Origin of the sequence: Stappia sp. (assembly GCF_048261845.1) — a bacterium.
GTDB lineage: Bacteria > Pseudomonadota > Alphaproteobacteria > Rhizobiales > Stappiaceae > Stappia.
The window spans coordinates 41,394-56,982 of sequence record NZ_JBLXFR010000012.1 but is presented as its reverse complement, the minus strand read 5'-3'; the positions used below and the strand labels follow the sequence as shown (position 1 = coordinate 56,982).

The window sequence follows — 15,589 nt, the reverse complement described above, 5'->3', positions numbered from 1 at the left end:
GTCAGCTCCGATCTATCCGGTAGAGCGCGAAGGGCAGCGGCACGAACTCCACGGGGATGTTCTGTTCCGCCAGCATCTTCTGGCTCACGAAGCGCGCCGGGGCGAAGACAAGGTGTCGCTTGTCCGGATCGGACGCAGCGAATGCCTTGGCGCGCGCTAGTGTCAGGGCCGCTTCCGGCGATTTCAGCCAGTCGAGATCGGGCTTGTAGATCAGCCAGACATGCTGGTCTTCCATGGCACCGAGATAGAAATCATCCTCGCGCACAGCGGCGGGATCGAGCGCGTGATTGGTCGCCATATGGAACAGCGCCGCGCCGAGACCGGCATAGGGCGGCAGGGTTTCACCACTCAGCACCTTGTCCAGCTCGACGGGATCGCCGAGGGTGCAATAGGTGAAGGTGCCACCAAGGCCGGAGCGGAACGGTTCCTGTTCCGCTCCTGGAACCCCGCTTTGCACTCGCACGACGCGCTCTCGCGTCAGTTCATCCGCGTAGTCTTCTCCCTCAACCAGAATGAAGCGGCGTTGACCGCCATCTTTCGCATTGAGGTTCATAACTGAATGCGCTGTCGTTCCCGATCCCGCAAAGCTGTCTAAGACAAGGGAATCTTTTCTGGTCGCATACGAAAGAATCTTATCCACCAATTGAGTCGGCTTTGGATTGTCGAATGCTTTTTTTCGGTCGGGGAATAGCTGCCGAAGCTCGTATGCCGCCGTGCGCCCATCCAGCTCAATCACACTCGGAAGTTTGTCCAGAAAGTCTTTCGCGTAAACCTTCAGCTCGATGATCTTCTCGTGGTCGTCACCAAACAGGATTTTATCTTGAGCGAGTAAGTCGCGCATTGTCTCTTCGGGGAATCGATACCCCATAAGCGGTTGCTTGCACGGTTTTCCCGTTTTTGGGTGCATCACGTCATAGCGATACCCCTCTCTGCCGGGGTTGTGCACACTTTGACTTCCCGTGTAGATGCCATCGGCATCGATGTATTTGTACCGGTCAAGCGGCCAAAGCTCGCTTTTATGCTCACGAAACCATGCGGTATATGTCGCCTGCATTTCTTCCGGGTCCGGATGTTCGGTGGCGAACTCGGAGCCGATACGGACGAGCAGGTCCTTTACATCAGAGAATTGCGACTTCCATACCTTTTCGACGAAGTCCTTATTCTTCGAGAAACAAACGATATATTCGTGTTCAACGGCAATCCGAGTCGGATTGTTATCGGTCACGTTCTTCCAGACGATAGTGCCGATCCAGTTTGATGGGTTTCTGGAAAGCTCGTCCAGCATGAGCCGCAGATTATACAGCTCGTTGTCATCTATGCAGATGAAAATGACCCCATTATCGGAAAGCAAATCGAACAGGAGCCGCAGACGCGGCCACATCATGGCGCACCATTTGTCATGGCGTAGGCCATCTTCGATGCCGATGGGATTCGCTTCCAACCACTCCCGGATCATCGGGGCGTTGACGTTATCGTTGTAGCACCAACCCTCGTTGCCGGTGTTGTACGGCGGATCGACAAAAATGCAGTCCACCTTGCCCGCGTAGAGCGGCAAAAGCGCTTTCAGGGCGTGCAGGTTGTCACCGTGGATGACGAGATTGCCGTCGAGCGCGACGGGGCCGATGCCCTTTTTTTCATCGGGCACGAGCGGGCGGAAGGGTACCGCCAGATGGTGGTTATAGACAAACTCTTTGCCCTTGAAACTCAGCTCGGTCACATGTGCCCCATTCGATCAAACTATTGTGGTTGAAGTGCAGTGAATCCGATACCCGAGCCAAACGCAACCAAGCCTTCGGTTGCGCGCCTTCTATTGCTTCTGCCTGAGGGATTCTGCGATGAGATCGAACGAGACAGGTCGGGGAGGTAATCCATCCAGTAGCCGTCCGTCGCAAACGAAAAAAGGTCCGGAAAACCGGACCTTTTTCGCGCGGCATGACCGAATTGGGCGGCCTGCCGAAAATGTTGGTGCCCAGGAGAGGACTCGAACCTCCACGCCCTTTCGAGCGCTAGCACCTGAAGCTAGTGCGTCTACCAATTCCGCCACCTGGGCACGTGAGGGGCGCTTGTAAGGAACGCTCGCGACCTTGTCAACGGGGCTTTTGCGACCAAATGCCGATCATGCACAACTGCCCTTCACAGACGCCGGTGCAGGGGCTAAGAGACGCGAGGAGACTGGCCGTGCCCCGCCCTACGGGCGGCGTGTCTGGCCGTCGATCGGATCACCCCCCGCGGCACGCGGGCAATATCAACGTGGCGACGCGGCGCCCCCGCAAGGGCAGGGCGCCGGGCCACCGGCAGGGAGCGACAGCCATGTCCGCGGCATCTGGTTCGAAGGCCTTGAACGGCAAGCTCGTCACCGTCTTCGGCGGATCCGGCTTTCTCGGCCGACATGTGGTGCGGGCGCTGGCGCGGCGCGGCTACCGGGTGCGCGTTGCCGTGCGCCGTCCCGATCTCGCCGAGCACGTGCAGCCGCTCGGCGCCGTCGGCCAGATCATGCCGGTGCAGGCGAACCTGCGCCATCGCTGGTCGGTCGATCGCGCGGTGGAGGGGGCGGATGCCGTCGTCAATCTGGTCGGCGTGCTTTACGAGGCCGGCGCCCAGACCTTCGACGCGGTTCAGTCCTTCGGGCCGCGCGCGGTCGCCGAGGCCGCCCGGGCCGCCGGCATCGACCGCGTCGTGCATGTCTCGGCCATCGGTGCCGACCCGGCATCGTCCTCCGCCTATGGCCGCTCCAAGGCGGCCGGCGAGGCCGGTGTGCTGGAAACCGTGCCGGGCGCTGTAATCGTGCGCCCCTCCATCGTCTTCGGCCCCGAGGACGGTTTCTTCAACCGCTTCGCCGGGATGGCGCGCATGTCGCCGGTGCTGCCGCTCGTCGGCGGCGGCGAGACGAAGTTCCAGCCGGTCTTCGTCGGCGATGTCGCGGAAGTCGTCGCCCGCGCGGTCGATGGCGAACTGACGGCCGGCGCCGTGTACGAGCTTGGCGGGCCGCAGGTGCGCTCCTTCCGGGAGTGCCTGGAGCTGATGCTGAAGATCATTCGCCGCAAACGCATCCTGGCGCCGATCCCCTTTGGCCTTGCACGCATCAAGGCGCGGGTCCTGCAGCTCTTGCCGAACCCGCTGCTCACCGTCGATCAGGTCGAGCTCCTGAAGAGCGACAATGTGGTCTCCGAGGCTGCGCGTGCCGAAGGTCGCACGCTCGAAGGGCTGGGCATCGAGCCCCGCACCATGGCCGCGATCCTGCCGACCTATCTGGAGCGTTTCCGCGAGCACGGCCAGTACGACGCCAACCGCGCCGCACCCGAAAGCTGAGCCGGAAGGCCGGCCGCGTCCGCGGGTCTGGCACGCGCGACTTCGGCCGCCAGGCCCGCGGGCGCCTCAGCGCCACAGGCGCAGAACCGAGCCAGCTCGCCTTGCCCTGCGGTTCATGCCGTCCATCGGCTCATAACCGAAATAACCGCGCGACAGGCCGATGTCGCGCAACGTGGCCTCGTCAAGGCCCTCGAGCGCCCGGCGGGTCTGCTCTGCCGCCCGCCACAGGCGCCAGGCCGCGATGAGCCGCTTCACCTGTCGCCACAGCCACACGGTGGCAGACGGTCGGCGGACGACGGGGCAGGGAAGCATGGTCCCTGTCGAATCCGTCCTGATCGCGCCTTTCTGGTTCACCCGGATATCGGTCATTGCTTTCTCCTGTCGCTGCAGCCGGGCCTCAACGTCTCGGCGTTGTGGAAACCGGCGATGAAACGCAGGATGGCGGTTCAAACCTGACACCAGCGCGTCAGGTTTGATTTGCCGTTATGACGGCGGGGCGGTTTTTGTGACGGAGAGGGAAGACGATGAACGCGATCGAGCGGGCGCTTGGCATCCTGCTTCTCCTGACCGGCGGACAGCGCAGTGCCGTTGACCTTGCCCGGCGCTTCGACGTGTCGGTGCGCACCATCTATCGCGATGTCGACAGGCTGATGGCACTGGGCATCCCCGTCGAGGCCGAGCGCGGGGCGGAGGGCGGCTACCGGCTGGCACGCGACTATATCCAGCCGCCCGTGGCGCTGACGCGCGGCGAGACGGCGGCGCTGCTCGTCGCCCAGGCCCTGGTGCGCGGACTGAGGGCGACGCCGCTGGTGGCCGAACTCGACAGCGCCGAGGCGAAGCTGCTTGCCTCGCTGCCGCGTGCCGCGCGGGAGCTTTTCTCGCAAGGCGAGCGTATCGTCGGCATCGAGCGTCCGCCCGCCGACATCTTCCATACCGAGCCGGAGATCGCCGGCCCGGGCGACATGCAGCGGGCGGTCGACGGGTTCATGCATGGGGTGCTGGCCTCCCGGCGGGTGCGTATCACCCACGAAAACCCCTATCGCGCCCGCATCGTCGACTACGACATCGAGCCGCACGGCATCCTGTTCGACCGCGACCGCTGGTATCTCTTCGGCCATGACGTCGATCTGGGATCCGACAGGCTGCTGCGCGCCGACCGGGTGCGGGAGATCGAGGTGAGCGGGATGGCGTTCCGCCCGCGCGCGGCCCTTTCCGTGCAGAGCCAGATTGGCCGGGCGTGGCTTTCGCGCGCCATGCGGCGCTGGGAGCAGGAGGGGGAGGTCAGCGTGCTGCGCGTCACGGCGGCGCAGGCGGCCCTGCTGCGGCGCGACTGGTATTACCGCCACGCGCTCTTCCGTGCGCCGGAGGGCGAGCGTGTGGAGGTCCGCATTCCCAATGTCGACCCGGCCGTGATCCTGCCACTGGTCCGCTGGCTCGGCCCAGGTGCGGAACTTGTCGCGCCGCAGGACCTGCGTGCGCGCCTCGCCGGCGAACTCGCGTCGATGCGGTCGCTCTACCCGTCAACCGACGAGATATAGGCCGGCGAAACCCGCAAGCCCGACCGCGATGCGCCACCAGGCAAAGGGCGCGAAACCGTGCCGGCTGACGAAGTCCAGCAACCCGCGGACAACGAACACGGCGGTGACGAAGGCGGCGATGAACCCGATGCCGATGATGGTCGCGTCGTCGAGCGAGAGGATGTCGCGGTTTTTGTAGAGGTCGTAGGCGAAGGCGCCGGCCATGGTCGGCATGGCCAGGAAAAACGAGAACTCCGCCGCCGAGCGCTTGTCGGTGCCCAGCAGCAAGGCGCCCGCGATGGTTGCGCCGGAGCGTGAAACGCCGGGCACCATGGCGAGCGTCTGGAAGAAGCCGATCGCAAGGCACAGCCACAGCGGATAGTCCATTGCATTGGTGTAACGCACGCGCAGGGTCATCTTGTCGACAACAAGCAGGATTATGCCGCCCAGGATGAGTGTCGTGCAGATCAGCGCGGGCGACTCGAACAGCACCGACTTGATGAAACCGTGCGCCATGACGCCAATGACGGCGGCGGGCAGGAAGGCGAGCAGGATGCCGGCGACGAAACGCCGCGCGGCCGCCTGATGCGGCAGGGCAAGGGCGATGGAGAGAAGACGCTGGAAATAGACCGTGAGAATGGCCAGGATCGCGCCGAGCTGGATCAGCACCTCGAAAGTCTTGCCGGTGCTCTCGAATCCGATGAAATGTCCAAGCAGCAATATGTGTCCGGTGGACGAAACGGGGATGAACTCCGTCAGTCCCTCGACAAGACCGAGAATGAGCGCTCCGACCAAGGTGTCCGCTTGCATGGGAAGGATCTCCGGTATTCTCTCGCGCTTGTGTCGCGCCTGTGCGGCATCCGGGGAAAACCGGGGTCCGCGTCATGCTGGATGATTGCCGCGTTGTAGGATGGCAGCGCGGGGCGTATACGGGTCGCCTGCCGGTGCGGCCCTGTTTTGCACCGTTTGATTAACCGTAACCGGTTACGATCCTGTTATGCTGACATTGTATCGACACCCTTTCTCGCCCGTGTCGCGGTTCGTCCAGCTTGTGCTGTCCGAATACGGCGCCAAGGTGGAGCTCGTCACCGAACGTCCGTGGGAGCGGCGGCGGGGTTTCCTGATGCTCAATCCGGCAGGTTCCGTGCCGGTGCTGCAGGAAAATGACGGGCCTCCCGTGTGCGGCGCATTTGCCATCATGGAATATCTCGACGAGACGCGCGGCTATGCCGTCGGCGACCGGCGGCTGATGCCCGACCATCCCGACGCGCGTGCGGAGACGCGCCGTCTTGTCGACTGGGCCGTCAACAAGCTGGATGCCGATGTCGTGGGACCCTTCGTGCGCGAGCGGGTCTACAAGCAGGAAATGCGGGGGTCCGAGGGCGGCGGTTCTCCGGATTCTGCCGTCTTGCGCGCGGCGCGGTCCAATATCGGCCACCACTTGCGCTATTTCGGCTATCTTGCCGCCTCGCGCAACTGGCTTGCCGGAGAGCGGCTGACCTTCGCGGATTTTGCCGTCGCCGCGGAGCTTTCCTGCGCGGATTACCTGGGTGAGGTGCCATGGGCGGAGGAGGAAAACGTGAAGGTCTGGTACGCGCGCATCAAGTCGCGTCCGAGCTTCCGTCCGCTGCTGGCGGAAAAGATGCTGGGCATGCCGCCGGCGCCGGCCTACGCGGATCTCGACTTCTGAACATCGACCAGGCCCGGCGCCTCAAGACGGGCCTGCTGGAAAAGGCCGAGGCGCTCGGCTTTGACGCCGCTCGCATCGCCGATGCGGACGCTGTCCCGCAGGCGCCTGCCCGGCTCCGTCAGTTCCTGGCCGACGGCCATCACGGCACGATGCAGTGGATGCCGGAGACGGAGGAGCGCCGTGGAAGCCCTTCCGTGTTGTGGCCGGGTGTGCGCCGCATCGTTACGCTGGCGCTGTCCTACACACCGCAGGAGGATCCCCTTGCCGCCCTGTCGCAGGCCGATCGGGCGAACATTTCCGTCTACGCCCGCAACCGCGATTATCATGATGTCATCAAGGGACGGCTGAAGGAACTGGCGCAGCATCTGCTGGCCCAGGCACGGCGCATGGGCGTCGAGGGAGAGGTCAAGGTCTTCGTCGACACGGCACCGGTGATGGAAAAACCGCTGGCGGAAGCCGCCGGCCTCGGTTGGCAGGGCAAGCACACGAATCTCGTGTCCCGCGACCTGGGGTCATGGTTTTTCCTCGGCGAGATATTCACCGACATCGACCTGCCCGTGGACACGCCCGAGCGTGATCATTGCGGCTCCTGCCGGGCCTGCCTCGACGCCTGCCCGACGGATGCCTTTCCCGCGCCCTATCGTCTCGATGCCAGGCGCTGCATCTCCTACCTGACCATCGAGCATGCCGGGCCGGTGCCGGAGGAATTCCGCGCGGCCATGGGCAACCGCATCTATGGCTGCGATGACTGTCTTGCCGCCTGCCCCTGGAACAAGTTCGCGCAAACGGCGCGCGAGGCAAAGCTGGCGGCGCGCGCCGATCTCGTCGCCCCGCCGCTGGCCGATCTCCTGCAACTGGACGATGCCGGGTTCCGGGCCCTGTTTTCGGGATCTCCGGTCAAGCGAATCGGGCGCGACCGCTTCCTCCGCAACGTGCTCATCGCGGCCGGCAACTCGCGCGACCCGGAGCTTGTGCCGGGCATCGAGCCACGTCTCGCCGATGCAAGCCCGTTGGTGCGCGGCACCGCCGTGTGGGCGCTGTCGCGCTTGCTGGGGCCGCAGCGCTTCGCCGCGCTGGCGGACGGGCACGTGCCTGCAGAACCGGACAGTGATGTCCTGGCGGAGTGGGAGGCGGGGCGTCACCGCCTCCGGAAGGGTCAGCGCCAGTAGTCGTTTCCGGCCTGCTTGTAGAGCCGTGCCAGCACCATCTTGTGCACTTCGGAGGCGCCGTCGACGAGGCGGGCGGCCCGGGCGTAGCGGTAGATCCATTCGAGGATCGTGTCGGTCGAGTAGCCGCGTGCGCCGTTGAGCTGGATCGCGGTATCGGCTGCCTGATGCAGCGTATCGGCGACATGGATCTTGGCCGAGGAAACCTCGGCGCGCGCCTTGTCGCCCCGGTCGAGCTGCCAGGCGGCGTTGAAGACGAGCAGCCGGCCGATCTGGATGTTGTGGGCAAGCTCGCCGAGGGCAAGTTGCACCGATTCGCGCTCGCCAAGCCGCGAGCCGAACCCTTCGCGCCCGTCGACATAGTCCTGGGCAATCTCCATGCAGCGCTGGGCAAGGCCGAGCCAGCGCATGCAATGGGTAAGGCGCGCCGGGCCAAGGCGGATCTGGGTAAGGCGAAGTCCGTCGCCGATCTCCATCAGACGGTTCTCGTCGGCGATCTCCAGCCCGTCGAATTCCAGCTCGCACACCCCGCCATGCTCGTCCGGTCCCATGTTGCCGATGCGGCGGACGATCCGCCAGCCGGGCTGGTCGGCATGGAAGAGGAAACCGGTCAGATGGCGTCGCTTCTCGTCCTGGTTCGGATCGGTGCGGGCCATCAGGATGAAATGCTTCGCGACCGCCGCGCCGGAAATGAACCACTTCCGACCGTGGATCCTCCAGGTGTCGCCATGACGCTCGGCGCGAGTCTGGATCATGCCGGGATCGGAGCCCCCACCGGGGTGGGGTTCGGTCATCGCAAAGGACGAATTGACCTTGCCGTCGACCACGGGTTGCAGCCACCAGTCCTTCTGCGCCGGCGTGCCGACTGCCTCGATGACACGCATGTTGCCGTCGTCCGGCGCCGCGCAGTTGAAGCAGGCGGGGCCGAAGATCGAACGGTTGGCCTCGGTGTAGAAGATGCTCTGTCCGACCATGGAAAGGCCGAGTCCGCCGCGCGCCGTCGGCATCTGGGGGGCCCACAGACCGGCCGCCTTTGCCTTCTCGCGGACCTGGTCGCGCAACTCCATGCGCAGGTTCTCGAATTCGTTGTAGTTCGCCCGGTCGTCTTCCAGGGGGCGAATATGCTCCGCAACGAAGGTGCGGACGCGGTCGCGCAATTCCGCGTGATACGGGTCGATGGCGAAATCCATGGGGTTACTCCTCATGCAAGCAGATGGCCGCCGTCGACCGGGATGGCTGCCCCGGTCATGAAGCGCGAGGCGTCGCTGGCCAGGAGCAGGAACGGACCGTCGAGATCCTCGAACCGGCCGATGCGACGCATCGGGATCTGGCGGATCGTCGCCTTGCCCGCATCCGTGTCGAAATACCCTTCGTTGATCTCCGTTTCGAAGTAGCCGGGTTCGATCGCGTTGACGCGGATGTTGTTGCGGGCGAACTCGAGTGCCAGCGCCTTGGTCATCTGCACGACGCCGGCCTTGGACACGCAATAGCAGGCAGTGCCGAGGCTGACCCGCTCGCCCAGGATCGAGGCGATATTGATGATGTTGCCGGGCGTGCCGGTGTCGCGCCAGTGGCGGGCGGTCGAGATCGCCATCAACCAGACGCCGCGCAGGTTCACCGACATGACCGCGTCGAAATCCTCGGCCGTCTGGTCGATGGCCAGGCCGCTGCGGGCTATGCCGGCATTGTTGACGAGGATGTCGAGGCCGCCGAGTTTGGCTACCACGTCGGCGACGCAGGCATGGATCGACGCGCCGTCGCCGACATCGAGGGCTATGGCAACCGCCTCGGGCGCTCCCAGTTCGCTCAGTTCTGCGACGAGTTCCTCAAGGCGGTCCGTGCGGCGGGCGGCGACGGCGACGGCCGCCCCGTTTCGGGCCGCGACCCGGGCGAAGTGGGCACCCAGGCCGCTCGATGCCCCGGTGATGAGAATCTTCCGGCCGGCAAGATCGGCGTTGAAGGTCATGGGCCTCCCTTTCTTGGTTTCTGGAAAGCCTCGCCCGGCGGTTACCGGGTGAGCGTGGAAAACGCGCGCAACACCTGCTCGTAGACGCTGCGCTTGAACGGGATGACGAGATCCGGAAGCTCCGCCGCCGGCCTCCAGCGCCAGTCGCAGAACTCGGCCCTGTGGCCGTCCGGCGGTGTCAGGATATCGATTTCGGTCTCGTCACCCTCGAAACGAAAAGCATACCATTTCTGCGTCTGTCCCTTGTAGCGCGCCGTGTGCTTGGTGGAGACCAGCTCCGGCGGATAGTCATAAGAGAACCATTGCGGCGCCTCGGCGAGCAGCGTGACGCTGCGGATCGAGGTCTCTTCGTAGAGTTCCCGCCTTGCGGCCGGCAGCGGGTTCTCGCCGGCATCGATGCCGCCTTGCGGCATCTGCCAGCAATGGTCCGGGTCGGCGCCGCCATCGGCTGCGCGTTTGCCGGTCCACACGAGCCCGTCGCGGTTGAGAAGCACGATGCCGACGCAGGGGCGATACCGGGGCAGGGCGGTGGGGCTGAGCAAGACGGATCTCCGGACATGATGTTTCGCACGGCGCGTCGTCGACGGGCCGGGGGAATGTCGGCCGAAACGGGCCGCGAACTCAAGTGCGGATTGTGCCGGGATGCCTTCCGGCTGCGGGGAACGGACATGGGGAGGTCGCCGGAGCGGCCCTGTCGGGGCCGTTTCGGCTAGCGGCCGGATCGGTCGATCGATGCGGAGATCGGCACCAGCTGCAGGCCGCGTTCTTCCAGGTCGCGCGACCATTTCGCGAGTTCGTCGATGGTGACGGGCAGCGCACTGGCAACGCCTACGGCGATCCCTTGCGCCCGTGCGGTGCCCTCCAGCTGCAGCAACCGGGCGGTGATTTCCTTCGGTCGCGGCACATCGTCTATGACGAGGTCGGCATGGGAGAAGGGGGTACGCATGCCGCTCGCGGTGGCGGTTGCGTTGCTGCGCGAGGAGGAGCCGTCATCCACATACATCAGCCCGCGTCTGGTGATCTCGCCGAACAGCAGTTCCAGCGATGTTTCCGTCGCGGTGAAGCGCGCGCCCATATAGTTCATCACCCCGACATAGTTGCTCATCCGGCTGAGCAGCCAGGCGAGCCGGTCGCGCAGTTCGCCGGCCGAGTTGCTGACGAGCAATGTATGGGGGCCCGGATCGTTGTCGGGATAATCGAACGGTTCCATGGGCAGTTGCAGCAGCAACTCGTGCCCGTCACGTCGTGCCTGCTGCATCCAGCGGTCGATGCTGGCGCCATAGGGGGCGAAGGCAAGCGTGATGTCGGGCGGCAGCCGGTCGATCGCGGCCTGCGTTCCCGTCTGGGAAAGGCCCAGTCCGCCGACGATGATCGCGATCTTGGGAACGGAGGAGAATGACTGGCTCGCCGGTCTCGCATAGACGTCGAGCGGCCGCAGGCCGCTTTCCGAGACGGCGGGCAACGCTCCGTGCGGCCCCGCCTCGATGACGCGCGCGTCCGGCCGTACCGACAGGGAGGCGGTCGACGCCCTTGCGGCCTCGCTCGGGTGAGGACCCGAATTCTGCTCGCCTGCGGGCTTGGGTTCGAAGCGCGGGCCAAGCGTTTCGGCACGCTGGCCTGGCCCCTGGCCGGCTTCCTGTCCCTGGTCGGGCAACGAGGGCCGGATCTCGACGACACCGAAATCGCGGGCCGAGAGACCATCAAGCGAGCGTTCGAGCGGCACGGACGCGGTCGGTTCGCCGCCAAGAGGGTCGTTGACGACGCCGATCCAGACCATCGCCGTGGTCAGGAGCACGGTGATGACACCGGCGCCGATCAGGCCGAGAGGGAGGTTGAGATATCTTTTCTTGCCGAGCCCCAGCGGGGTCGACAGGTCATTCCCCGCCATGATGCCTCATCTTGGTTGTGACGGGCGGATGCGGCGGTCCCTCCCCAGGGCAGCCGCATCCGGTCAGTCGCGCGGGTTCAGTTCGGGACAGCGGCCTTCTGATCGCCGACCGGCGGGAAGGCACTGTTCAGCTGGACGCCGTTGAGCAGGTCAAGTGCCAGCTTGAGCTGGGCATCGTCCTTGGGATCCGGCGGCACATAGGCCTGGCTGCCGGAGCTTTCCTCGCCCTCGCCTTCGCCCTGAAGGTGGCCGCGCAGGCCTGCCTCGCCCTTGGTCTCGACGTTGCCCTTGAGCTCGTCGGGAAGCTCCTGCAGCACCTCGATGTCGGGGGTGATGCCCTTCGCCTGGATGGAGACGCCCGACGGCGTGTAGTAGCGAGCCGTGGTCAGGCGGATGGCGCCATTTGCGCCCAGCGGCACGATGGTCTGCACCGACCCCTTGCCGAAGGAGCGCGTGCCCAGCACCGTTGCGCGGCGATGGTCCTGCAGCGCACCGGCGACGATCTCCGAGGCCGACGCCGAACCGCCATTGACCAGGACGATGACCGGCAGGCCTTCGGTGAGGTCGCCGGAGCGGGCGTTGTAGCGCTGCGTCTCGTCATTGTTGCGCCCGCGCGTCGAGACGATCTCGCCCCGCTGCAGGAATGCATCGGACACCGCAATCGCCTGGTCGAGCAGACCGCCGGGATTGTTGCGCAGGTCGAGCACATAGCCCTTGAGCTTGTCAGGGCCGATCGTCCTGGCCAACTCTTCGATGCTGTCCTTCAGTCCGTCATAGGTCTGCTCGTTGAACTGGGTGACGCGGACGTAGCCGACATTGCCTTCCTCGCGGTGGCGCACGGAACGGATGCGGATCACGTCGCGGGTGATCGTCAGCTTGATCGGTTTGGCGGCGCCCTCGCGGCGGATGGTCAGGTCGATGCCCGTGTTGACCGGCCCGCGCATCTTCTCGACGGCCTCGGACAGGGTCAGACCTTGGATCTGCTCTCCGTCGAGATGGGTGATCAGGTCGCCGGCGAGCACGCCGGCCTTGAAGGCGGGTGTGTCGTCGATCGGCGTCACGACCTTGACGAGGCCGTCTTCCATGGTGACCTCGATGCCAAGGCCGCCGAACTCGCCGCGTGTCTGCACCTGCATGTCGCGGAAGTGCTTTGGCGAGAGATAGCTCGAATGCGGGTCGAGCGAGCTCAGCATGCCGTTGATCGCGGATTCGATCAGTGCCGCGTCATCGGGCACCTCGACATAGTCGGAGCGGACCCGTTCGAACACGTCACCAAACAGGTTGAGCTGCCGGTAGGTGTCGGAGGCCGCGGCATTGGCCACGCCACTGACGCGCACCGGCATCTGCGAGAGGGCGGTGATGGTCGCGCCACCAATGAGCGCGCCGACCAGCAACAGGGAAGCTTTCCGAATCATCCGCGAGCCTTTTCTTCTTCGGACCGAGCCCACCAGGGGGTGGGGTCGATCGAAACGCCGTCTTTCCTAAATTCAACATAGAGCACCGGTTGCGGTGCCGCGAGATCAAGCGTGGCGGCGCTGGCTACGCGCGTCTCGCCCATGGTGGCGACGGGTTCTCCCGCCAGCACGAACTGTCCCTGTTCCACATTCGTCCTGTCCATGCCGGCCAGGAGAATATGATATCCGTCGCCGGCGTTCAGGATCAAGACCTGCCCGTAGGAGCGGAACGGTCCGGCATAGACGACCCAGCCGTCCGCCGGGGCCACGACCTGGGCCCCCGTGCGCGCCGCGATCGACCGTCCCTGCGTGCGACCGCCGAACCCGTCATCCACGCCATAATCGCGAAGCACCGCCCCGGTGACCGGGTTGTTGATTCGCCCCTTCGCCTCCGTGAAGGCGAAGGCTGGCGCCAGCCGGCCCGGGTCGCGGGAGGGATCGGACGAGGCCGTTCGCGTCTTCCGCTCCTCGGTTGCCCGTTTCGCGGCTTCCGCCGCCTCGCGGGCGCTGGTTATGTCTCTCTCGAGTGTGGCGATCAGCTCCTTCAGCGAGCTTGCGTCCTGTGCCAGCTGTTCGGAACGGGCCTTTTCCTGAGCCAGTTCCGCCTCGCTCGTCTCGCGCTCGCGCTTTTTCGACGAAACCAGAAGTTCGACCCGGGTACGCTCCTCCGCGAGACGGCGGGCGTCGGATACAAGCCGGTCTCGTTCCGCGGCGCTGGAAACCTTGAGTTGCCGCAATGATGCCAGGTCGCTTGCGAGCGCCTGGGCCTCGAGGCTCAGTTCCGGCATCACCGCATTCAGCAGGAGTGCGCTGCGCACCGCGCCAAGCGCATCCTGCGGCCGCACTGCGAGAGGCGGCGGCGGATGCCGGCCGATGCGCTGCAGGCCCGAGAGCACCTCGGCCAGCACATCCTGTCGTTCGACAAGGGAAGCGCGCACTGCGTCCTCGTTCTCTCCCAGGCGACGCAACCGGTCCTCGGTCGCCGCCAGTTGCTCCTCCAGGCGCGTCACCCGCTGCGCCGTGCGCAGGAGATCGGCATTCAGCGCCTGCCGGTCGCGCTCGATGGCGCGAATGTCCCGGGCCAGTGCGGCCTGCCTGTCGGATGACAGCGACAGGTCGCGGGTCAGCGCCGAGAGTTCTTCCTCGCGTCGGGCCTTGCGCTTGGCGAGTGGCTCTCCGGTGGTTTCATTCCCGGTTGCCGTCTCGCCGGTGGCGTCCGTTTCCTCGCTCGCCAGTTCCTCGCTGGCCATGGCCATGTCCGGCATCAGATGCAGGACATGCACCACCGGCCCGGTGGCGAGGGCAAGGAAAAGCAGCACCAAGGCTGTTCGCATGGCTCCATCAGGCAGTTTGTCGCGCATCCACCACTCCGCCCGCGTCTGTCGCGGCGGCCCTGCACGACGGACTGCCATCCGGTATGCGCAAGACCCGCAGGACGGGCTGAAACTCGAGTGATCAGCTTGCCCCAGGGACGTTAACGAAACGTCAACCCTAACGAATGGTAAACCGTTCAATCCTGCCTCAGTCGACAGGCCTAGACGAGAAATAGGGCGGAATACGGGCAGGCACGGCTGCGAAACCCGGGGAGTTCAGCTTCGGTGATAGGGGTGTCCGGACAGGATCGTTACCGCGCGGTAGAGCTGTTCCGCCGCCAGTGCGCGCACGATCTGGTGGGGCCAGGTCATTGGCCCGAAGGCCAGCGTCAGTCGCGCCGCCTGCCGTACCGCCTCGCCATGTCCGTCCGGCCCCCCGATGGCGAGCACGAGATCGCCGGTGCCGGCGTCGCGGAAGGCGGCAAGCTGTGCGGCGAAGGCTTCGCTGGTCAGGGTCCTGCCGGTCTCGTCCAGGGCAAACACGACCGCTCCCGCCGGAATCGCTGCAAGCAGCGCCCGCGCCTCCTCGTTCTTGCGGTCCTCGGCGCGGGGGCTGCGCGATTCGGGGAGTTCGGTAACGGAGAGCGGACCGAGCGAAACGGCGCGCCCGGCCTTTGCCACGCGGCCGTCATAGCGGTCGAACAGGTCGCGTTCGGGTCCGGACTTCAGCCGTCCGATACAGGCGATATGCAGGCGCATCCGGTATCCGTGCCTTGCCGGGGAGGTGCGCAAGGATTTCTGTCCCGCCGCCGGTTGCGCGGCGGGTCCCCTTCCGGCGTGCTCCTCTGCCGTGTCGGCTCAGCCGGCGTAGTGTACCGGTGCGTTCACATCCGCAGACCACAGCTTCTCGATATTGTAGAAGTCGCGGACCTCGGGGCGGAACACGTGAACGATCACGTCGCCGGCGTCGATGAGCACCCAGTCGCACTGGGGCGCTCCCTCGATCTTGGCATTGCCATGACCGGCGTCCTTCAGGTCGCTCTGCAGGTGATCGGCGATGGCGCCGACATGCCTGTGCGAACGTCCCGAAGCGACGATGACCTGATCGGCCATCGGCGACTTGCCGGTGATGTCGATGGTGACGATGTCCTCTGCCTTGGAATCCGAAAGGGAGGCGAGAACGGTGTCGAGCAGGGCCGCACGCCCACGCGTGCCGCCTGCTGCGGGATGAGGAGCGGCTGCGGCCGTTGCCTCGGAGTCAAAGATCATGCTCAGACGGATAGCCT

General features: G+C 65.4%; 15 protein-coding genes and 1 tRNA gene. 4 read left to right on the top strand and 12 right to left on the bottom strand.

Annotated elements, in window-relative coordinates; all coding sequences use genetic code 11:
- Nucleotide 1: 1 nt before the first annotated feature.
- Together ACN0T5_RS07475 and ACN0T5_RS07470 are read right to left on the bottom strand one after the other, a co-directional pair.
- The gene (locus ACN0T5_RS07475) at nucleotides 2-1,717 is read right to left on the bottom strand and encodes a site-specific DNA-methyltransferase (RefSeq protein WP_417767997.1); all 1,716 of its coding nucleotides are present in this window, start codon (nucleotides 1,715-1,717) and stop codon (nucleotides 2-4) included.
- 246 nt (nucleotides 1,718-1,963) lie between these two features.
- Nucleotides 1,964-2,050: transfer RNA gene (locus ACN0T5_RS07470), tRNA-Leu, on the bottom strand.
- A 260-nt stretch (nucleotides 2,051-2,310) separates the two neighbouring features.
- Between ACN0T5_RS07470 and ACN0T5_RS07465 the strand changes: the two genes are divergently transcribed.
- On the top strand, nucleotides 2,311-3,309 hold the full coding sequence (locus tag ACN0T5_RS07465; RefSeq protein WP_417767996.1) for a complex I NDUFA9 subunit family protein: 999 nt from the start codon (nucleotides 2,311-2,313) through the stop codon (nucleotides 3,307-3,309).
- Nucleotides 3,310-3,375: 66 nt separating this feature from the next.
- On the opposite strand, the gene ACN0T5_RS07460 is transcribed toward ACN0T5_RS07465, so the two are convergent.
- Nucleotides 3,376-3,678 carry a DUF1127 domain-containing protein gene (locus tag ACN0T5_RS07460; RefSeq protein ID WP_417767995.1) on the bottom strand — a complete coding sequence of 101 codons (303 nt, stop codon included), beginning with the start codon at nucleotides 3,676-3,678 and terminating at the stop codon, nucleotides 3,376-3,378.
- Between the two features lie 155 nt (nucleotides 3,679-3,833).
- On the opposite strand from ACN0T5_RS07460, the gene ACN0T5_RS07455 reads away from it, so the two are divergent.
- The gene (locus ACN0T5_RS07455; RefSeq protein ID WP_417767994.1) at nucleotides 3,834-4,847 is read left to right on the top strand and encodes a helix-turn-helix transcriptional regulator; all 1,014 of its coding nucleotides are present in this window, start codon (nucleotides 3,834-3,836) and stop codon (nucleotides 4,845-4,847) included.
- Here the strand turns inward: ACN0T5_RS07455 and ACN0T5_RS07450 are convergent.
- Nucleotides 4,830-5,636, bottom strand: a complete 807-nt coding sequence (locus ACN0T5_RS07450) for an undecaprenyl-diphosphate phosphatase (protein ID WP_417767993.1) — start codon at nucleotides 5,634-5,636, stop codon at nucleotides 4,830-4,832. The two genes, ACN0T5_RS07455 and ACN0T5_RS07450, sit on opposite strands and share 18 nt — an antisense overlap.
- A gap of 187 nt (nucleotides 5,637-5,823) precedes the next feature.
- On the opposite strand from ACN0T5_RS07450, the gene ACN0T5_RS07445 reads away from it, so the two are divergent.
- Together ACN0T5_RS07445 and queG are read left to right on the top strand one after the other, a co-directional pair.
- The gene (locus tag ACN0T5_RS07445; protein ID WP_417767992.1) at nucleotides 5,824-6,516 is read left to right on the top strand and encodes a glutathione S-transferase family protein; all 693 of its coding nucleotides are present in this window, start codon (nucleotides 5,824-5,826) and stop codon (nucleotides 6,514-6,516) included.
- Nucleotides 6,513-7,685 (top strand): tRNA epoxyqueuosine(34) reductase QueG, encoded by a 1,173-nt coding sequence (gene queG, locus ACN0T5_RS07440; RefSeq protein WP_417768032.1) that lies wholly within the window; start codon nucleotides 6,513-6,515, stop codon nucleotides 7,683-7,685. The genes ACN0T5_RS07445 and queG overlap by 4 nt, the downstream gene beginning before the upstream one ends.
- Here the strand turns inward: queG and ACN0T5_RS07435 are convergent.
- The 8 genes from ACN0T5_RS07435 to rsfS form a co-directional block, all read right to left on the bottom strand.
- Entirely contained in the window at nucleotides 7,673-8,872 is a 1,200-nt protein-coding gene (locus ACN0T5_RS07435; RefSeq protein ID WP_417767991.1) for an acyl-CoA dehydrogenase family protein, read from the bottom strand. The genes queG and ACN0T5_RS07435 overlap by 13 nt on opposite strands.
- An 11-nt stretch (nucleotides 8,873-8,883) precedes the next feature.
- Nucleotides 8,884-9,648, bottom strand: a complete 765-nt coding sequence (locus tag ACN0T5_RS07430; protein ID WP_417767990.1) for an SDR family NAD(P)-dependent oxidoreductase — start codon at nucleotides 9,646-9,648, stop codon at nucleotides 8,884-8,886.
- 41 nt (nucleotides 9,649-9,689) lie between these two features.
- Nucleotides 9,690-10,190 carry an RNA pyrophosphohydrolase gene (locus tag ACN0T5_RS07425; protein ID WP_417767989.1) on the bottom strand — a complete coding sequence of 167 codons (501 nt, stop codon included), beginning with the start codon at nucleotides 10,188-10,190 and terminating at the stop codon, nucleotides 9,690-9,692.
- A gap of 167 nt (nucleotides 10,191-10,357) precedes the next feature.
- Nucleotides 10,358-11,536: a divergent polysaccharide deacetylase family protein gene (locus tag ACN0T5_RS07420; protein WP_417767988.1), complete on the bottom strand. Its 1,179-nt coding sequence runs from the start codon at nucleotides 11,534-11,536 to the stop codon at nucleotides 10,358-10,360.
- 77 nt (nucleotides 11,537-11,613) lie between these two features.
- Entirely contained in the window at nucleotides 11,614-12,951 is a 1,338-nt protein-coding gene (locus ACN0T5_RS07415) for a S41 family peptidase (RefSeq protein WP_417767987.1), read from the bottom strand.
- Nucleotides 12,948-14,324: a murein hydrolase activator EnvC family protein gene (locus ACN0T5_RS07410; RefSeq protein ID WP_417767986.1), complete on the bottom strand. Its 1,377-nt coding sequence runs from the start codon at nucleotides 14,322-14,324 to the stop codon at nucleotides 12,948-12,950. The genes ACN0T5_RS07415 and ACN0T5_RS07410 overlap by 4 nt, the downstream gene beginning before the upstream one ends.
- A gap of 255 nt (nucleotides 14,325-14,579) precedes the next feature.
- The gene (gene rlmH, locus ACN0T5_RS07405) at nucleotides 14,580-15,062 is read right to left on the bottom strand and encodes a 23S rRNA (pseudouridine(1915)-N(3))-methyltransferase RlmH (protein ID WP_417767985.1); all 483 of its coding nucleotides are present in this window, start codon (nucleotides 15,060-15,062) and stop codon (nucleotides 14,580-14,582) included.
- A gap of 99 nt (nucleotides 15,063-15,161) precedes the next feature.
- A complete protein-coding gene (rsfS, locus tag ACN0T5_RS07400; RefSeq protein ID WP_417767984.1) occupies nucleotides 15,162-15,572 on the bottom strand; it encodes a ribosome silencing factor in 411 nt (136 codons plus the stop codon).
- Nucleotides 15,573-15,589: the final 17 nt, after the last annotated feature.